At 41.6% G+C, this 15,578-nt stretch carries 14 protein-coding genes and 1 pseudogene; 11 read left to right on the forward strand and 4 right to left on the reverse strand.

Features of this window, described 5'->3' with window-relative positions; translation table 11 throughout:
- Nucleotides 1-90 precede the first annotated feature (90 nt).
- The 6 genes from MMO42_RS15485 to MMO42_RS15510 all read left to right on the forward strand — a co-directional run bounded on the left by MMO42_RS15485 (nt 91) and on the right by MMO42_RS15510 (nt 5,759).
- Nucleotides 91-1,083 carry a sulfonate ABC transporter substrate-binding protein gene (locus MMO42_RS15485; protein WP_005290745.1) on the forward strand — a complete coding sequence of 331 codons (993 nt, stop codon included), beginning with the start codon at nt 91-93 and terminating at the stop codon, nt 1,081-1,083.
- A 12-nt stretch (nt 1,084-1,095) separates the two neighbouring features.
- Entirely contained in the window at nt 1,096-2,082 is a 987-nt protein-coding gene (locus MMO42_RS15490) for an aliphatic sulfonate ABC transporter substrate-binding protein (protein WP_241321200.1), read from the forward strand.
- A 32-nt stretch (nt 2,083-2,114) separates the two neighbouring features.
- Nucleotides 2,115-3,290, forward strand: coding sequence for an FMNH2-dependent alkanesulfonate monooxygenase (ssuD, locus tag MMO42_RS15495; RefSeq protein ID WP_005290739.1), 1,176 nt, complete (start codon nt 2,115-2,117; stop codon nt 3,288-3,290).
- Nucleotides 3,287-4,090, forward strand: a complete 804-nt coding sequence (gene ssuC, locus MMO42_RS15500; RefSeq protein ID WP_241321201.1) for an aliphatic sulfonate ABC transporter permease SsuC — start codon at nt 3,287-3,289, stop codon at nt 4,088-4,090. The genes ssuD and ssuC overlap by 4 nt, the downstream gene beginning before the upstream one ends.
- Before the next feature lie 13 nt (nt 4,091-4,103).
- A complete protein-coding gene (locus MMO42_RS15505) occupies nt 4,104-4,904 on the forward strand; it encodes an ATP-binding cassette domain-containing protein (RefSeq protein ID WP_241321202.1) in 801 nt (266 codons plus the stop codon).
- Nucleotides 4,905-5,147: 243 nt separating this feature from the next.
- Nucleotides 5,148-5,759: a TetR/AcrR family transcriptional regulator gene (locus tag MMO42_RS15510; RefSeq protein WP_005154234.1), complete on the forward strand. Its 612-nt coding sequence runs from the start codon at nt 5,148-5,150 to the stop codon at nt 5,757-5,759.
- A 282-nt stretch (nt 5,760-6,041) separates the two neighbouring features.
- Here the strand turns inward: MMO42_RS15510 and MMO42_RS15515 are convergent, their stop codons facing one another.
- The 3 genes and pseudogenes from MMO42_RS15515 to MMO42_RS15525 all read right to left on the reverse strand — a co-directional run bounded on the left by MMO42_RS15515 (nt 6,042) and on the right by MMO42_RS15525 (nt 8,355).
- The gene (locus MMO42_RS15515; protein ID WP_004918478.1) at nt 6,042-6,293 is read right to left on the reverse strand and encodes a hypothetical protein; all 252 of its coding nucleotides are present in this window, start codon (nt 6,291-6,293) and stop codon (nt 6,042-6,044) included.
- Between the two features lie 294 nt (nt 6,294-6,587).
- Nucleotides 6,588-7,153, reverse strand: a pseudogene (locus tag MMO42_RS15520) (5'-nucleosidase).
- Nucleotides 7,154-7,221: 68 nt separating this feature from the next.
- Nucleotides 7,222-8,355 carry a TDT family transporter gene (locus tag MMO42_RS15525; RefSeq protein WP_241321203.1) on the reverse strand — a complete coding sequence of 378 codons (1,134 nt, stop codon included), beginning with the start codon at nt 8,353-8,355 and terminating at the stop codon, nt 7,222-7,224.
- 207 nt (nt 8,356-8,562) lie between these two features.
- Between MMO42_RS15525 and ribF the strand changes: the two genes are divergently transcribed.
- The 5 genes from ribF to MMO42_RS15550 all read left to right on the forward strand — a co-directional run bounded on the left by ribF (nt 8,563) and on the right by MMO42_RS15550 (nt 14,131).
- Nucleotides 8,563-9,564 (forward strand): riboflavin biosynthesis protein RibF, encoded by a 1,002-nt coding sequence (ribF, locus tag MMO42_RS15530; protein WP_241321204.1) that lies wholly within the window; start codon nt 8,563-8,565, stop codon nt 9,562-9,564.
- A 62-nt stretch (nt 9,565-9,626) separates the two neighbouring features.
- Entirely contained in the window at nt 9,627-12,464 is a 2,838-nt protein-coding gene (gene ileS, locus MMO42_RS15535) for an isoleucine--tRNA ligase (RefSeq protein ID WP_241321205.1), read from the forward strand.
- Between the two features lie 4 nt (nt 12,465-12,468).
- Nucleotides 12,469-12,999 (forward strand): signal peptidase II, encoded by a 531-nt coding sequence (lspA, locus tag MMO42_RS15540; RefSeq protein ID WP_241321216.1) that lies wholly within the window; start codon nt 12,469-12,471, stop codon nt 12,997-12,999.
- 1 nt (nt 13,000) lies between these two features.
- Nucleotides 13,001-13,483 (forward strand): peptidylprolyl isomerase, encoded by a 483-nt coding sequence (locus tag MMO42_RS15545; protein WP_005290715.1) that lies wholly within the window; start codon nt 13,001-13,003, stop codon nt 13,481-13,483.
- A gap of 105 nt (nt 13,484-13,588) precedes the next feature.
- On the forward strand, nt 13,589-14,131 hold the full coding sequence (locus MMO42_RS15550; protein WP_241321206.1) for an NAD(P)H-dependent oxidoreductase: 543 nt from the start codon (nt 13,589-13,591) through the stop codon (nt 14,129-14,131).
- Between the two features lie 244 nt (nt 14,132-14,375).
- Here MMO42_RS15550 and MMO42_RS15555 read toward each other — a convergent pair whose 3' ends face one another.
- Nucleotides 14,376-15,425: a hypothetical protein gene (locus MMO42_RS15555; RefSeq protein ID WP_241321207.1), complete on the reverse strand. Its 1,050-nt coding sequence runs from the start codon at nt 15,423-15,425 to the stop codon at nt 14,376-14,378.
- Nucleotides 15,426-15,578 lie beyond the last annotated feature (153 nt).

Below are 15,578 nucleotides of genomic sequence, written 5' to 3' on the forward strand. Positions count from 1 at the left end.
CGATTACTTATTTTTTATGCAATAAAAAAAGTTTTAGTTTAGTTGCTCATCTTATTTAAATCTTTTGATTTGTCGGGGAGCACAACCAACATGGCTATTTCAATCAATCGTTCATGGGCAACATATACCATCATCGCAGCAAGTCTTGCCAGCCTGATGGGTGTTGCAGGTTGTGCAAAAAAACCAGAGCAGCAAGAGACAACAAAACAAGAAACCACAACATTAAATATCGGCTTTCAAAAGTATGGCATCTTGCCGATTCTCAAAGCAAAAGGTGAATTAGAAAAAAATCTTGCTGCTCAAGGTGTAAATGTTAAATGGGTCGAATTCCCTGCAGGTCCACAGTTGCTAGAAGGCTTAAATGTCGGCAGTGTGGTCTTTGGTGAAGCAGGTGAAGCACCACCCATCTTTGCTCAAGCTGCCAATCCGAACTTGGTTTATGTCGCCAACCAACCGCCTGCGCCGACCGCAGAAGCTTTAATTGTACAAAAAGATTCTCCGATTCAATCCATCCAAGATCTCAAAGGCAAACGGGTCGCGTTGAATAAAGGCTCAAATGTTCACTATCTATTGCTCAAACTATTAGAAGCAAACAATCTCAGCCTAAAAGATATTCAACCTGTTTACCTACCACCGTCAGATGCACGTGCTGCCTTTGAAAAGGGTGCTGTGGATGCTTGGGTGATCTGGGATCCATTCTTCGCCGCAGCAGAGCATCAAATCCATGCGCGTGTAATCGCTACGGGTGAACATTTGGTCAGCAATCACCAATTCTATTTGGCCGATCGCCAATTTGCTGAAAGCCATCCTCAGGTTTTAACCACCTTGGTCACGACACTCAATCAAACGACGGAATGGGTCAAAGCCCATCCTGACGATGCAGCAAAATTATTGGAAAAGCCAACCGCACTTGAGTTTGATGTCCTAAAAAGTTCAATTTCACGCATGGGTTTTGGGGTTCAACCGATTTCTGAAAAAGTGGCAAAAGAGCAGCAATATGTAGCTGATGCTTTCTTTGCCCAGAAACTAATTCCGAAGCAGCTTGTGATCCAAGATGCCGTATTAAAGAACCAAGTTAAATAATTGAGGATCACTATGAAGTTGTTATCTAAAGTTTCTGTTTTGGGTTTGCTGATCTCCACATTCTCACTCAGTGCTTGCCAGAAGCCCGAACAGAAGACGGAGAAAACAACTTCAGCAACTGAAAATACGGCGGTCAAAACGCTGTCTATCGGTTTCCAGAAATCCTCGCTCAATTTATTGGTTGCCAAACAACAAAAGCTATTTGAGCAAGAATTTCCGAATGCCAAAATTGAATGGCGCGAATTCCCTGCTGGCCCACAGATGCTCGAAGCACTTGCCGTCGGAGCAGTTGATTTTGGTTATGTCGGCAATACCCCTCCAATCTTTGCCCAAGCTGCGGCTAAACCGTTGAGTTACGTGGCTTATGAAGTGGTTCCACCAACGGGACAGGCTGTTTTAGTACATGCCAACGGCAAAATCAGTACCCTTCAAAATTTAAAAGGCAAACGTATTGCAGTACAAAAAGGTTCAAGTGCACACGAATTATTGGCAAAAATCTTGCAGAAAGCAGGTCTTTCTTGGCAGGACATTCAGCCCATCTGGTTACCTCCTGCCGACGCACGCGCAGCATTTGACAAGCAGGCCGTTGATGCATGGGCAATTTGGGAGCCCTACTTAGGCACAGCCGAACTCCAAGGCCATACCAAAACCTTAGTAGATGGCTCTGCTTTTCCAACCACTTATTCTTTTTATATTGGTAATCCTGACTTTATTAAAAAGCATCCTGATTCTGCATCAAAGCTGATCAAGAGTATCAACATTGCTGATCAGTGGATTGTGCAACATCAAGATCAGTCACTACAGATTTACGCACAAAGTACGGGTTTAAGCCTGCCCGTGGCGCAACGTGTTTTAGACAAACGACCAAAACCATCGCCTGTACACATCCTTACACCTGAGGTGATACAGAGTCAGCAACAAATCGCCGATTTATTTAAACAAGATCAGCTCATCCCTGTGCAGATTGATATTCAGCACAGTGTCTGGTCTGCCCAATAAACATTGATTTCATTTTCATAAGGAACATCGACATGAATATTTTCTGGTTTATCCCCACTCATGGTGACAGTCGCTACTTAGGCACCAGCAAGGGCGCGCGTCAGGTCGATCATGCTTATATGAAACAAATTGCAGTTGCCGTAGACAATCTGGGTTATGCAGGCGTACTTATTCCCACTGGACGTTCTTGCGAAGACCCTTGGATCACGGCTGCCAGTTTGATTGATGCAACTACACAACTTAAATTTTTAGTGGCACTCCGTCCAGGACTGACCACACCAGCACTGGCTGCACGCATGGCAGCAACTTTTGATCGGCTCTCCAACGGCCGTATTCTGCTCAACCTTGTCACAGGTGGCGATGAACAAGAATTAAAAGGTGATGGACTCTATGAAGATCATAGTACCCGTTATCAAACTGCTTCTGAGTATGTCAAAATCTGGCGTGAAATTCTCACTCGCTCACATACAGGTGAACCGTTTAGCTTTCACGGCGAACGTCTCAGTGTCGATGATGCCAAACTGCTGTATCCACCCGTACAAAAACCTTATCCACCGCTGTGGTTTGGTGGCTCATCAGAAGCCGCAACTGAACTGGCAGCTGAGCAAGTCGACACCTATTTGACTTGGGGTGAACCTCCAGCAGCAGTGAAAGAAAAGATTGAGCATTTACGTGGCAAAGCCGCAGCCAAAGGTCGTACCCTGAATTATGGCATTCGCTTACACGTGATTGTGCGCGAAACCAATGAGCAGGCTTGGGCAGCTGCGGATGAACTGATTCAATATCTGGATGATGCAACCATTGCCGCAGCACAGAAAAAATTTGCACAAATGGACTCAGTCGGTCAGCAACGTATGGCCGCATTGCATGGCGGGCGTAAAGATCAGCTGGAAGTATCACCAAACTTATGGGCGGGCATCGGCTTAGTCCGGGGTGGCGCAGGAACTGCTTTGGTGGGTGACCCAGAAACCGTTGCTGCACGAATTCAAGAATATGCAGATTTAGGCATTGATACCTTTATTTTCTCAGGTTACCCACATCTGGAAGAATCGATCCGTTTTGCGGAACTGGTGTTCCCATTGTTGCCGCTTAAAACACGTGAAAAACTAGCGCAACCACATTTAACTGGTCCTTTCGGGGAAATCATTGCCAATAATTATGTCCCAGAGACCAAGGAAGCAAAAACCTTGATCAAGGAGACTGTATGAATGCAAAGGTTGTTTTAAATGATGTTTCACGTGGAACAAAAAAAATAGCTAAAGGGCTGCTGCCTTGGCTATTTCCAATTCTGCTGGTTCTGATATGGCAAGCAGCTTCGAGCTCTGGCTTATTGCAAAGCAGAGTATTGCCAGCCCCAACTGCTGTCGTGAGTGCCTTTTGGCACTTACTGATCAGTGGGGAGCTTTGGCAACATGTCAAAGTCAGCGCAGGCCGTGCTTTGCTTGGTTTATTGATTGGTGGTGGTCTAGGTTTGGTCTTGGGACTATTGAATGGTTCATCTCGTATTGCCTCGACTTTACTCGATACCACCTTGCAAATGATCCGTAACATCCCTGCATTAGCACTAATTCCACTGGTGATTTTATGGTTTGGGATTGATGAAACAGCCAAACTCTTTTTAGTCGCTGTCGGTGTATTTTTCCCAATCTATATCAACACCTATCACGGTATTCGCTCTGTCGACCCACAATTGATCGAAATGGGAAAAAGTTACGGGCTCAATCGTTGGCAACTGTATAAAGACATTATTTTGCCTGGTGCAATGCCCTCTATTCTGGTCGGACTACGTTTCTCTTTAGGTCTGGTTTGGGTGCTGTTAATCGTGGCAGAAACCATTTCTGCGCAAGCGGGAATTGGTTATATGACCATGAATGCACGTGAGTTTTTACAAACGGATATCGTCTTGGTGGGTATTTTACTCTATGCCCTGCTCGGGAAATTAGCGGATGTATTGGCTCAAGTTCTGGAACGCTATCTACTGCGCTGGCATGCAGGTTATCAAAAATAATAAGGACATCACGATGAGTAACTTAAATTTAAACTTCTACGATAACAACCTGATTCAGCCTGTTACTGAACCAGAAACCACAACCTCGCCAGACAATGGTGCGCATATTCTGATTGAGCAATTGTATAAATTTTATGGTGAAGTGAAAGTCCTCGAAGACCTCGATCTAAATATCCAAGCTGGTGAGTTTGTCGCCATCGTTGGGCGTAGCGGTTGCGGTAAAAGCACCCTGCTCCGTTTGATTGCCCAACTGGAAAAAGCCAGCTACGGTGAAATTAAATTCCAGTCAGCACGTCATTTCCGTGAAGGCATTACCAACCACGATATTCGTGTCATGTTCCAAGATCCACGCCTGCTCCCATGGAAAAGTATTATACAAAACGTACAATTGGGTTTGCCTAAAAATCAGCATCAGCTTGCAGAAGCATTGCTAGAAAAAGTAGGGCTAAAAGATAAAGCCACGCAATGGCCAGCTCAGCTTTCAGGTGGACAACGTCAACGCGCTGCGCTTGCACGGGCTCTTTCCCATACACCCCGTATTTTGCTGTTAGATGAACCGCTTGGTGCATTAGATGCACTGACTCGTTTAGAAATGCAGAACTTGATTGAGCGCCTCTGGAAAGAACAAGGTTTTACCGCCATATTGGTTACGCATGATGTCAGTGAAGCAGTCCAACTTGCCGACCGGATTATCCTGTTAGATCAAGGGCATATTGCCCATAGCTTTCAGGTCAACCTACCACGCCCTCGTAAAAAAAGTATCGCGTTCGCCCAACTCGAACAACAAGTTCTCGATGCGGTTTTAGCCACCTAAAGCCGCATTAATGTGCACTAAAATGTGACCAAAATAATAAAAATATGGCACTCATTTCCCCTGATAAGAAAAAAATTATTTACAAAATATGTATGCATTTTTTTAGATTTCAATAATTATCAAATACATCGTTAGCACTGGCCTAAAAAGTATATTTTTTTCGATAAAAAAATTGCGTAATTGTGCACAAATCGGACAATTTATCTTACAATGTCAATGACATTTTTTGAATCAAGCTCGCAGATGGAACAGAAGAAAAGTACACAAAAGCGCAATCAACTGCTGAATGCTGCCCTAGATGTTTTTTCCGTCTATGGGTTTAGTGGTGCCAGCCTCGATGAGATTGCGCAACTTGCAAATATGCATAAATCGAATATTTTCTATTACTATGAAAATAAAGAATCGCTTTATGTCGAAGTGCTTACCACGGTGTTGCAAAAGTGGCTTGCACCCTTACAAACCCTAGAGTCTGAGCTTGAGCCAACTGAAGCACTCACTCACTATTTGATTCAAAAAATTGAAAGCTCACGTGATCAGCCAAAAGCCTCACGTTTATTTGCCCTCGAAATTATTCAAGGTGCCCCGCATATTTTACCGATCTTAAAAGGCCCTTTGAAAAAGCTATTTAAGCGTAAAACCAAAGTGATTCAAACTTGGCAAGAACAAGGCAAATTGTCGGCAGAGGTCGATCCAGAACTATTGATTCTCAACATTTGGGCGATCACGCAAAATTATGCTGATTTTTCGACGCAAATGGAAATGGTGACAGGTAAAACCTTACGTAACCGTAGCATGTATCAACGTACCATCGAACATACCATTCATGTAATGTTGTACGGCGTATTACCACGCTAAATTCTCTTCATAAGCCTTAATTTTAGCAATTGAAATAAACTAAAAAGCGACTTTGTGAGTCGCTTTTTTCTTGCCAAATGGTTAAGGTGATTATTCAACTGAACTAATCAAAAATGTGGAACATTGATTAAGAAACATACGTGGAACATGAATAGTCATGAAAAAGCCGTTCCAGTGCGCTGAACCCTAGAACGGATTATTTTAAGATTCTGATAATAAGTAGAAAACTTCAAAAAATTCGCATAAGGTGTATTATGTTAATTTTAGAAATACTTAAAGTTTTTAATAAGTATATTCACCTGCGGTATCAGTAAAAACAATAATTTTCCATTGAATACTGCTTAATACAGAGCCATGTTGATGATGGTTTTGAGGTGGAAATTTATCTCCCTTATTTGATGTAATTTCCTTATTACATCCAGTACATTTGTAAATACCAGAATGTGGTACTTGATCACTTGGTTTATATATATTATCCCACCCGTCCCAACCAGGGATATGCTTTAAAACTTTTCCATTACCATAAACAGCCATAATTATTTCTTCCATCATCAATAAGTTATGACTTTAATAATTCAACTTATATGATTAAAAATCAAGCTTGTTAAAGTTCTTTACGACATAAAATGACGCCTAAAAAGGCTAGTTGGAAATAATGTATTGGAACTATATAAATAGGCTGGACAATCATTTCAAAATTTGAGGATAAAAAGTATCCATTTAACATAATGGGCGCTATACGAACCAAACACAAAATAATATTTTAATTTCAAAAACATAACAACAAAAAAGTCTACCCATGCATACTACAGCATTAAACCTTTACATTTAAAAATGCGCTTGATACAGCGCCAGTAACTTTTGTGCCCCAAGTAACAGGTTTTCTTCCCAATCCAGATGCGCCGTATCATTGGCACCATCAGTAATATATTTCACTGAAATCAAACGTACCCCTAGCTTTTGACAGACTTTGGCTAAAGCATAGGCTCCATATCCACCAAATTACAGCTCACTTTCGGCATGCCTGTTTCGAAGGAGTCACCCGTGCCACAGATCCCTTTGGGTAAAAGCTCAAAATGTGGCTGGATATGAATCTCCGCAGGAATCTCATCATCCATCGGTGTCACACCCACATCAAAACCTAAGGGAGACACGTCCATATCACGTTGCACGAAAGTAATGACTTCAACCAGACTGTGCGCATCAAAGTGAGAACTTCCTGCACTTCCTAAGTTGATTAGTGTCTTACAGCCCGTTTTTTGAATCACCTCAAAGGCTTTAAATGCTGCATTAATTTTGCCGATTCCACTGTAATGAACGTCAATACCAGCTTGCTCAAATAGACCTTTAGATTCATTCGGCAAAGCCATAATCAGAGCAACATCAGCATTCATAAAAAAGACTCGTTCAGATCAAAGTAGACGCATATATAAAAAAGGTGTGCTCAAGCACACCTTAGATATTATTGCATCTTCTGCTGTAAGGCGATCAAACAAGGAGAGAAAAATAATTGGCCGCTATACGCCCCTACTACGGTTTTTTTCATCACCAAAACCCATAAAGCAACCAAGAGTAGGCTGAGTACAACCGCAATGTAGTGTAAAGCGTCCATATTTAATTGGTGTGCTAGATTAAAGATCGCCAAGATAAACACACCGAATGGGAAAGTCAGCCCCCACCAGCCTAAGTTGAATGGAATGCCTGTACGCACGTGGCGTAGTGTAGTCAAGATCGCGATACCGAACCACCAGACACCAAAGCCCAATAGTACCAAACTTGCCACAATACCTAGAGCTGGAAGTAACATTGCTAATCCTTCAAACCCCATCGCTTGCATGATCCGTGGTGCTTGCTCACCCAATAGTAATAACGCTAACGCACCTGTTCCTATCGGCCCTAAGCATAACCAACTAGAAATCGCGACCTCTTTCTCAGGCAATTGGTGCAATGCCAAACGTAGCATCAAAATGGTTAAGATCGCAAAAGCAGGTAAAACTGAAATGCCCCACAACACATAACCCGTGATCAAGATATACAGTGCATGTTGATTCGCCGCTAAATGTTGCAATAACAGCCCTGCTGAACTTGCAGCAACCTCACATGCCACAATCGGCAACAACCAAACCGCAGTCATGCGATGTAACTGGTGATCTTGGCAGCTGAACATACAAAATGGCACCACCCACGCGATCAAAACAGCAAGAACGACATCGATGTACCAAAGATATTCGGCTATTTGAATGGCAATATCACCATATAAATGTATACCAAAACTGAGAAAACCATTGGCAATGGTAGCAAGCCCCATCGGAATCGCACCGAGAAATAGGCTCATATTGGGGTGCGTAAAAATCTGCTTAGCTTCAGCTGGAAATAAAATCCAGCGTAAGAGATAAAGCACACTAAACGTACTAAATAGCAGAATATTAAATTGCCATAATTTGGTCGCCAGCATAAATAACAGAGATGAGGCGAAAGGCAACTGTGCTAAGATCATCGCCACAACACCCGTTCCCATGGTTGCAGTGAACCAGTTCGGGGTAAAATGACGAATCACATCTGTGCTCTGTTCTAGTTGGTAAAATGGCTTTTTCATCTCTATTTCTATCTAAAGCGACAATGTTGTTATTCTAATAGAACCCTTAAATAAGAAAAATTGATTTATTTTTATTTAATGAATCAATTAAATTGATATAAGCCGATTAATTATTGAAATTTTTCTGTGTAAAAACACAACAACAAGACGAAACGCTGAGAATATGGCAATATATAGCCTTTGCAAAAATCACTGTATTTAACGCCCATGAAGTTGCTTCGTCTCAACGCATTATCGCCAGATTTTCAGTTACCTCCAACTGCGGTAACGATTGGCAATTTTGATGGTGTCCATCTCGGTCATCAAGCGATGATTGCTCAGCTCAAAACGTTGGCTGAAGCGCAAGGCTTAAAAACATTGGTGATGATTTTTGAGCCACAACCACTTGAATTCTTTAAAGGTTATGATGCTCCACCGCGTATTAGCTCGCTCAGAGAAAAAGTAGAATATTTAACAGAGCTGGGTGTGGACTACATTGCTGTCGCGAAATTCGATCAGTATTTTAGAAGCTTAAATGCCACCGAATTTGCAGACCTACTCAAATTAAAACTCAATGCACAAAGCTTGGTGCTCGGTGATGATTTCCATTTTGGTAAAGACCGCCAAGGTAATAGCGAATTCTTACGTGATTATGGTTTTGATGTCATCAATTTAAATACTATTGCTTTAAATGATGAACGCGTCAGTTCAACCCGTATTCGTCAAGTCTTACAAGCAGGTGATTTGGCTTTGGCGGCAAAATTATTAGGCCGTCCTTATAGCATCACAGGTCGCGTGCAATATGGCGATCAGATTGGTCGCACCCTTGATTTCCCAACCATTAATGTCCGTTTGAATCGTCATAAACCCTGTTTAAATGGGATTTATGCGGTGGATGTGGTCTGTGAAAATGCCTCACTGACAGTAAAAGTAAAACATGCAGATCCTGCCCTCAACGGCATCACAGGATACCAAGCTGACAGTTTATTTGGCGCAGGCCATGTGGGGACACGCCCAGCCATCAAACAAGACCACCCAGAATGGCGATTAGAGGTACATTTCCCTGATGTTTCTGCTAATCTGTATGGCTTATTGATGCGGGTAACCTTCCTTCACTATTTACATGGTGAGCTGAATTACCCTTCGCTTGAAGCCCTCAAAGCTGGAATTCACGATGATGTGCAGAAGTTACGAGACTATCGTACCGACACAACAGAATTTCCTTTTTAAATTTAATTTTCATTTGTAATACATGTCAGTTTACAAACTGATCAAACTGGAAGAAAACTTGCATGAGCGATAAGCAAACTCCTGAAAATGCAGTGGATTATAAAGCCACACTCAATTTGCCAGCGACTGATTTTGCCATGAAGGCAAACTTGGCTGTGCGTGAAGCCAAATGGTTAGAAGAGTGGTATGCCGACAACATTTATCAGCAGATTCGTGAAGCGCGTATTGGCAAGAAAAAATATGTACTGCATGACGGCCCTCCATATGCCAATGGTCAAATCCATTTAGGCCATGCTGTCAATAAAGTATTAAAAGACATCATTGTTAAAAGCCGTGTCATGGATGGTTTTGACGCACCATATGTGCCAGGCTGGGACTGTCATGGCTTACCAATTGAACTCAAAGTTGAAGAAAAAGTCGGTAAAGTTGGTGTTAAAGTTGACGCATCGACCTTCCGTAAAGCATGCCGTGAATACGCATACACGCAGGTTGAGTTACAGAAGAAAGACTTCGTGCGTATGGGCGTGTTTGGGGATTGGGATCGTCCTTATCTCACCATGAATTTCAAACAAGAAGCAGACATCGTGCGTTCACTGGGTGCCATTGCGAAAGCAGGTCATATTGAACCAGGTTTAAAACCTGTGAACTGGTGTTTGGATTGTGGTTCTGCACTCGCAGAAGCGGAAGTTGAATACGAAGATAAAAAATCTGACGCGATTGACGTTGGCTTTACCGTTGTAGATCTCAAAGATTTAAGTGCTCGTCTTGGTGTTGATGTCCAAGATGTGACTGATATTGTAATCTGGACAACGACACCATGGACACTGCCTGCCAACCAAGCCGTTGCCTTACATGCTGATATTGAATATCAGCTAGTACAAGTTACGACTGAACGTGGTACGCAAAACTTTATCCTTGCAAAAGACTTAGTTGCATCCGCAGTTGAACGCTATAAGCTTGAAAATCCAGTGGTACTTGCTGACTTCACAGGCTCAGCAATCGAAAATCTATTATTGCAACATCCACTGCTCACAGACCGCCAAGTCCCTGTAATTTTAGGCGAGCACGTCATTGCCACCAGTGGTACGGGTGCTGTTCATACCGCTCCAGGCCATGGTGTGGATGACTATAAGGTCGGCTTACAATACAACTTAAAAGTTGAAAACCCAGTCGGTGGTAATGGTGTTTATTTACCAACTTCTCCGATTTTTGCGGGTGAGCACATCTATAAAGCCAATCCAAAAATCATTGAGGCTTTAGGTGCAGTGGGTCGATTATGGGCACATCAACCAATTAAACATAGCTATCCACACTGCTGGCGTCACAAAACTCCAATTATCTTCCGTGCGACACCACAATGGTTTATCAGCATGGATGCAAAAGGCCTACGTCAAACCGCACTAAATGCGATTGAAAATGACATCGACTTCGTGCCAGATTGGGGTAAAAACCGTATTCAATCCATGATTGAAGGACGTCCTGACTGGTGTATTTCACGCCAACGAACTTGGGGCGTGCCAATTCCATTTTTTGTGCACAAAGATACCAATGCATTGCATCCTCGTACGCCTGAATTGATCGAAGAAGTCGCTAAACTGATCGAGCAAGAAGGCATTGACGGTTGGTACAATCGTGAAGCAAGTGAATTCATCGGTGCTGATGCAGAGCAGTACAATGCAGTACGTGATACCTTGGACGTTTGGTTTGACTCAGGCACTACGCACTATGCAGTACTGCGTGAACGTGATGATCTACAAGATCCAGCAGACTTATATCTTGAAGGTTCAGATCAACACCGTGGTTGGTTCCAATCTTCATTGTTAACCTCAATTGCAATCAATGAACGTGCGCCATATAAAGGCCTACTCACCCACGGTTTTGTGGTCGATGAGAAAGGTCGTAAGATGTCTAAATCGTTAGGCAACATCATTACCCCACAAGACATTATCAAAGATATGGGTGCTGATGGCTTACGTTTCTGGATCGCATCAGCGGACTATCGCTATGAAATGACGGCTGGTAAAGAAATCTTTAGCCGCGCATCAGATGGTTATCGTCGTATCCGTAACACTTTGCGTTTCTTGTTGGCCAACTTGAATGGCTTCAAACCATCAACAGATGCGTTACCAGTCGACCAACTGATTGCATTGGATCAATACATCTTGCAACGTGCTGCTGAGGTTCAAAAAACCATCCAGCAAGCCTATGAAGAGATGAACTTCCATATTGTGACCAATGCATTGACCAGCTTCTGTATCAATGACTTAGGTGGCTTCTATCTCGACATCATCAAAGATCGTCAGTACACCACCAAAGCAGACTCACAAGCACGTCATTCTGCACAAACTGCGTTGTATCATATCGTACAAGCTTTTGTTCGTTGGATGTCACCAATCCTCAGCTTTACAGCACAGGAAGCTTGGCCATTGATTCCAGAACAAACTGGAAAATATGTATTTACCGCTGAATGGTATGACATTCCAACTGCATCAACAGCAAACTTGTTGTCTGAAGCAGATTGGCAAACATTGATTAGCGTAAAATCAGCAGTAAATAAACAGATTGAAGCAGCACGTAACGCTAAACTGATTGGTAGTAACCTGTCTGCTAAAGTTGAACTTTGGGCAGATGAAGCATTACAAACATTGTTAAACCAATTGGCTGATGAATTACGTTTTGTCTTGATTACTTCTCAAGTCATCGTTCACCCATATGCAGAACAAGGCGAAAGCACAGACCTCGAAGGTCTGCGTGTCCAAGTTTCAGCGGCAGACGGTGAAAAATGTGTACGTTGCTGGCATGTATTGCCTGACGTAAATACACACGTTGGTCATGCTGGTTTATGCGCTCGTTGTATTATCAATGTCACTGGCAGTGGCGAAGTGAGAAAATATGCATAATTCTGTGCAAACAAGCCCAGCAAAAAAAGGCTTATTCCAGTTTTACCCGCACAACCTGCTCTGGCTGGGACTTTCTGTCCTTGCCATTGTATTGGATCAATGGACCAAATGGATAGCAAGTTCGCATTTAAACTATGCGGACCCCGTTCCGGTGCTGCCTTTTTTAAATTGGACACTGCTGCATAATTATGGCGCAGCATTCAGCTTTTTGTCTGATGCAGGCGGCTGGCAACGCTACTTTTTCACCTCATTAGCAGGTTTTGTTTCGGTGATTTTTGTTTTCTGGCTCATGCGCATGCCTAAGAAAATGATTGTATTACCGATGGCAATTGCGTTGATTCTTGGCGGAGCAATTGGCAATTTGATTGACCGTGTTAGTTTAGGCTATGTAGTCGATTTTATTCATGTTTATTATCAAAACAGCCATTTTCCAGCCTTCAATCTTGCGGATAGTGCCATCACCTTAGGGACTATTTTGCTGCTGATCGATACTTTCTTCTTAGAGAAGAAACGCAACCAAAATGCGGATGCATAAGATGAACGAAATTATCCAACCAAACGAAGAAATCCGTATTCAAGAAGGCTCAAAAGTCGACTTACATTTTTCTGTATCGGTTGAAAATGGTGTTGAAATCGACAATACCCGTGGTCGTGAAGAACCCGTCAGTCTTGTGATTGGTGATGGTAACCTGTTACCTGGGTTTGAAAAGGCTTTATTTGGTTTACGTGCAGGCGATCGTCGTACTGTACATTTACCACCTGAAGATGCGTTTGGACCTTGGAACGCTGAGAATATCCAAATCTTCGATACGGTTAAATTTGAACAACGTCCAATCGTGGGTCATATGATTGAGTTCGAAGATAAAGCTAAAGCAACCTTATTTGGGATTGTAAAATCGGTCAATGATGACACCACAGAAATCGATTTTAACCATCCACTTGCAGGAAAAAATATTACCTTTGAAGTGGAAATCTTCAAAGTCACCCCTGCGGGTCAGCAAGGCATCAAATTGATGTAACAAAAAAGCTCTCAAATGAGAGCTTTTTTTTACGCTGAAGAAAAGTATAAGATCATGAATAACTATTCATTTTTAAAATCAAAGCAATAACACAGGAATTTTACTATGCTGATTTATATTATTGTTGGTAGTGTTCGCGAAGGCCGAACGGCAATTAAAGTGGCCAATTGGGTACAACAAGCAACGACTGAACTCGCATTAAAAGATATTCAAACCGAAATCGTCGACCTTAAAGAGTGGGACTTACCTTTATTTGCAGGTTCTCACCCACCTGCGACAGGCATCTATGATCAACCTAAACAACAGCAGTGGGCAGATAAAATTGCGGTTGCCGAAGCATTTATCTTCATTAGCCCTGAATATAACCATGGCTATAGTCCAGCGCTGAAGAATGCCTTGGATTATGTCGGTAAAGAATGGCAAGGCAAACCCGCGGCCTTTATCGGCTACGGCTCCACCAATGGTTCACGTTCAATTAGCCAAATTCGCCAAGTGACCTCTAGCTTGGGCCTTGTTGATCCAAATGCCGTCATTGAAATTCGAGATATTTTTAAACGCAACAAAGATGAGAATTTTGACGCCAATGAGTTTGAAGTGAAAGGATTAGCAGCGCTGATTGGCAAACTACAGAAATATAATCTCGTCTAATTGTACGTCTAAGCGTACATTGATCAGGGAGATTGACGTCTGTTCCACTTCCGAGTTAATCGCTAATATATCAATCATAGAGAGACAGGAAGTCTCATTGAGAATAATAAAACACACAGGACGTGGTCGTTAATAGGATATCAACGACATAAACTGAATATGAAGAAGCCCCATCAGGATGATGGGGCTTCTTTTTTTATTTAATAAATATGCATATTTATCCTTAACGTTGCTTAAATTCATATCACGTCAGCACTTCGATGGAAGATTTGTTATACAATTTTAGTTCTTTGTATTTATATCTAATAGAATCATCCAAGCCTTTAAATACTCTCACATATAAATATTGCCGTTCTAGCTTAGGGTCAAAATCCTCAATTTTTATAACTTCTGCCTGAACAGGATGCCCACCAAACATTTTTGGCCTTAAAGTTCTACCAAAAACATTATCGATTGCCTCTGCGAAAACATCATACGGAGCTCTTAATTCACTACAACAATTAGTAACCACAGCCAAACTTTCACCAGCTTCATTATACATTAATATAGCCCCTGTCCTTGTATCTGTAATCCCTCTTGCAATATAAATTTTACTACCGACAATTATTCCCGTTAAATCCGTCATGAATCCGTTTCTTGGCTCCCAAAACCCTCTTAATTCAATGAACTCATCCTTTATGATCTTCTTACCAAGATATATAACAGCCTCTTCTATTTGATCTTGTTTACTCCTTTCTGCTGATATTTTATGTCTAAGTTCTGGAGGAAGCTTTTTAGTTAAAGATTCTATCTCCTGTTTCGCACTATCATTTTCAGCCTCATCTTTAATATTCTTCGTAGAAGAAGACTCCAGCTTTTCAATTTGTGCAGAAATTTCTAGCTCATCTTCAATAATATCAGCCCAATCTGAAATTGATGAGTTAATAGTATCCTGAGCATTTATGAGACTAAACTTTGCTACAGCCAAACAACTTTTTAAATCATTTCCATTCTTCAGTGAATGATCAATATGGGCTTGAGTTCTCTTAATATTCCTTTCAATCTCTTTTACTCTACGAAATGCGCCTATAGCAAATTTCTTTTGTTTATCCTTATAACTGTTATTAAATACAATAATGGATAATAACCATGTAAAACCAATTGAACAAATATATTGGAGAGCGCTAACTAAAGCAATTTCAAGTTTAGTTGGAGTCGAGAGATTAAATACTTGAACTAATACTAGACCTATTGATGCTAATAATAGAACCACAAAAGCTAGTAACTTCCCCCAATCCTTCTTAAAGTCAATCATTATTTATTCTCTATACTTAGATATACACATAATAAAAAACAAATGTAGCATAATTATATCAGTCCTAATATTATTTCTTATTTACATTTAATCAGGATAAAATAGCACAACTCTTTAAATATTGACTTATATTTCCTTTTCTTCCGCGCATAA

The organism is Acinetobacter sp. ANC 3882 (genome assembly GCF_022549545.1).
Lineage (GTDB): Bacteria > Pseudomonadota > Gammaproteobacteria > Pseudomonadales > Moraxellaceae > Acinetobacter.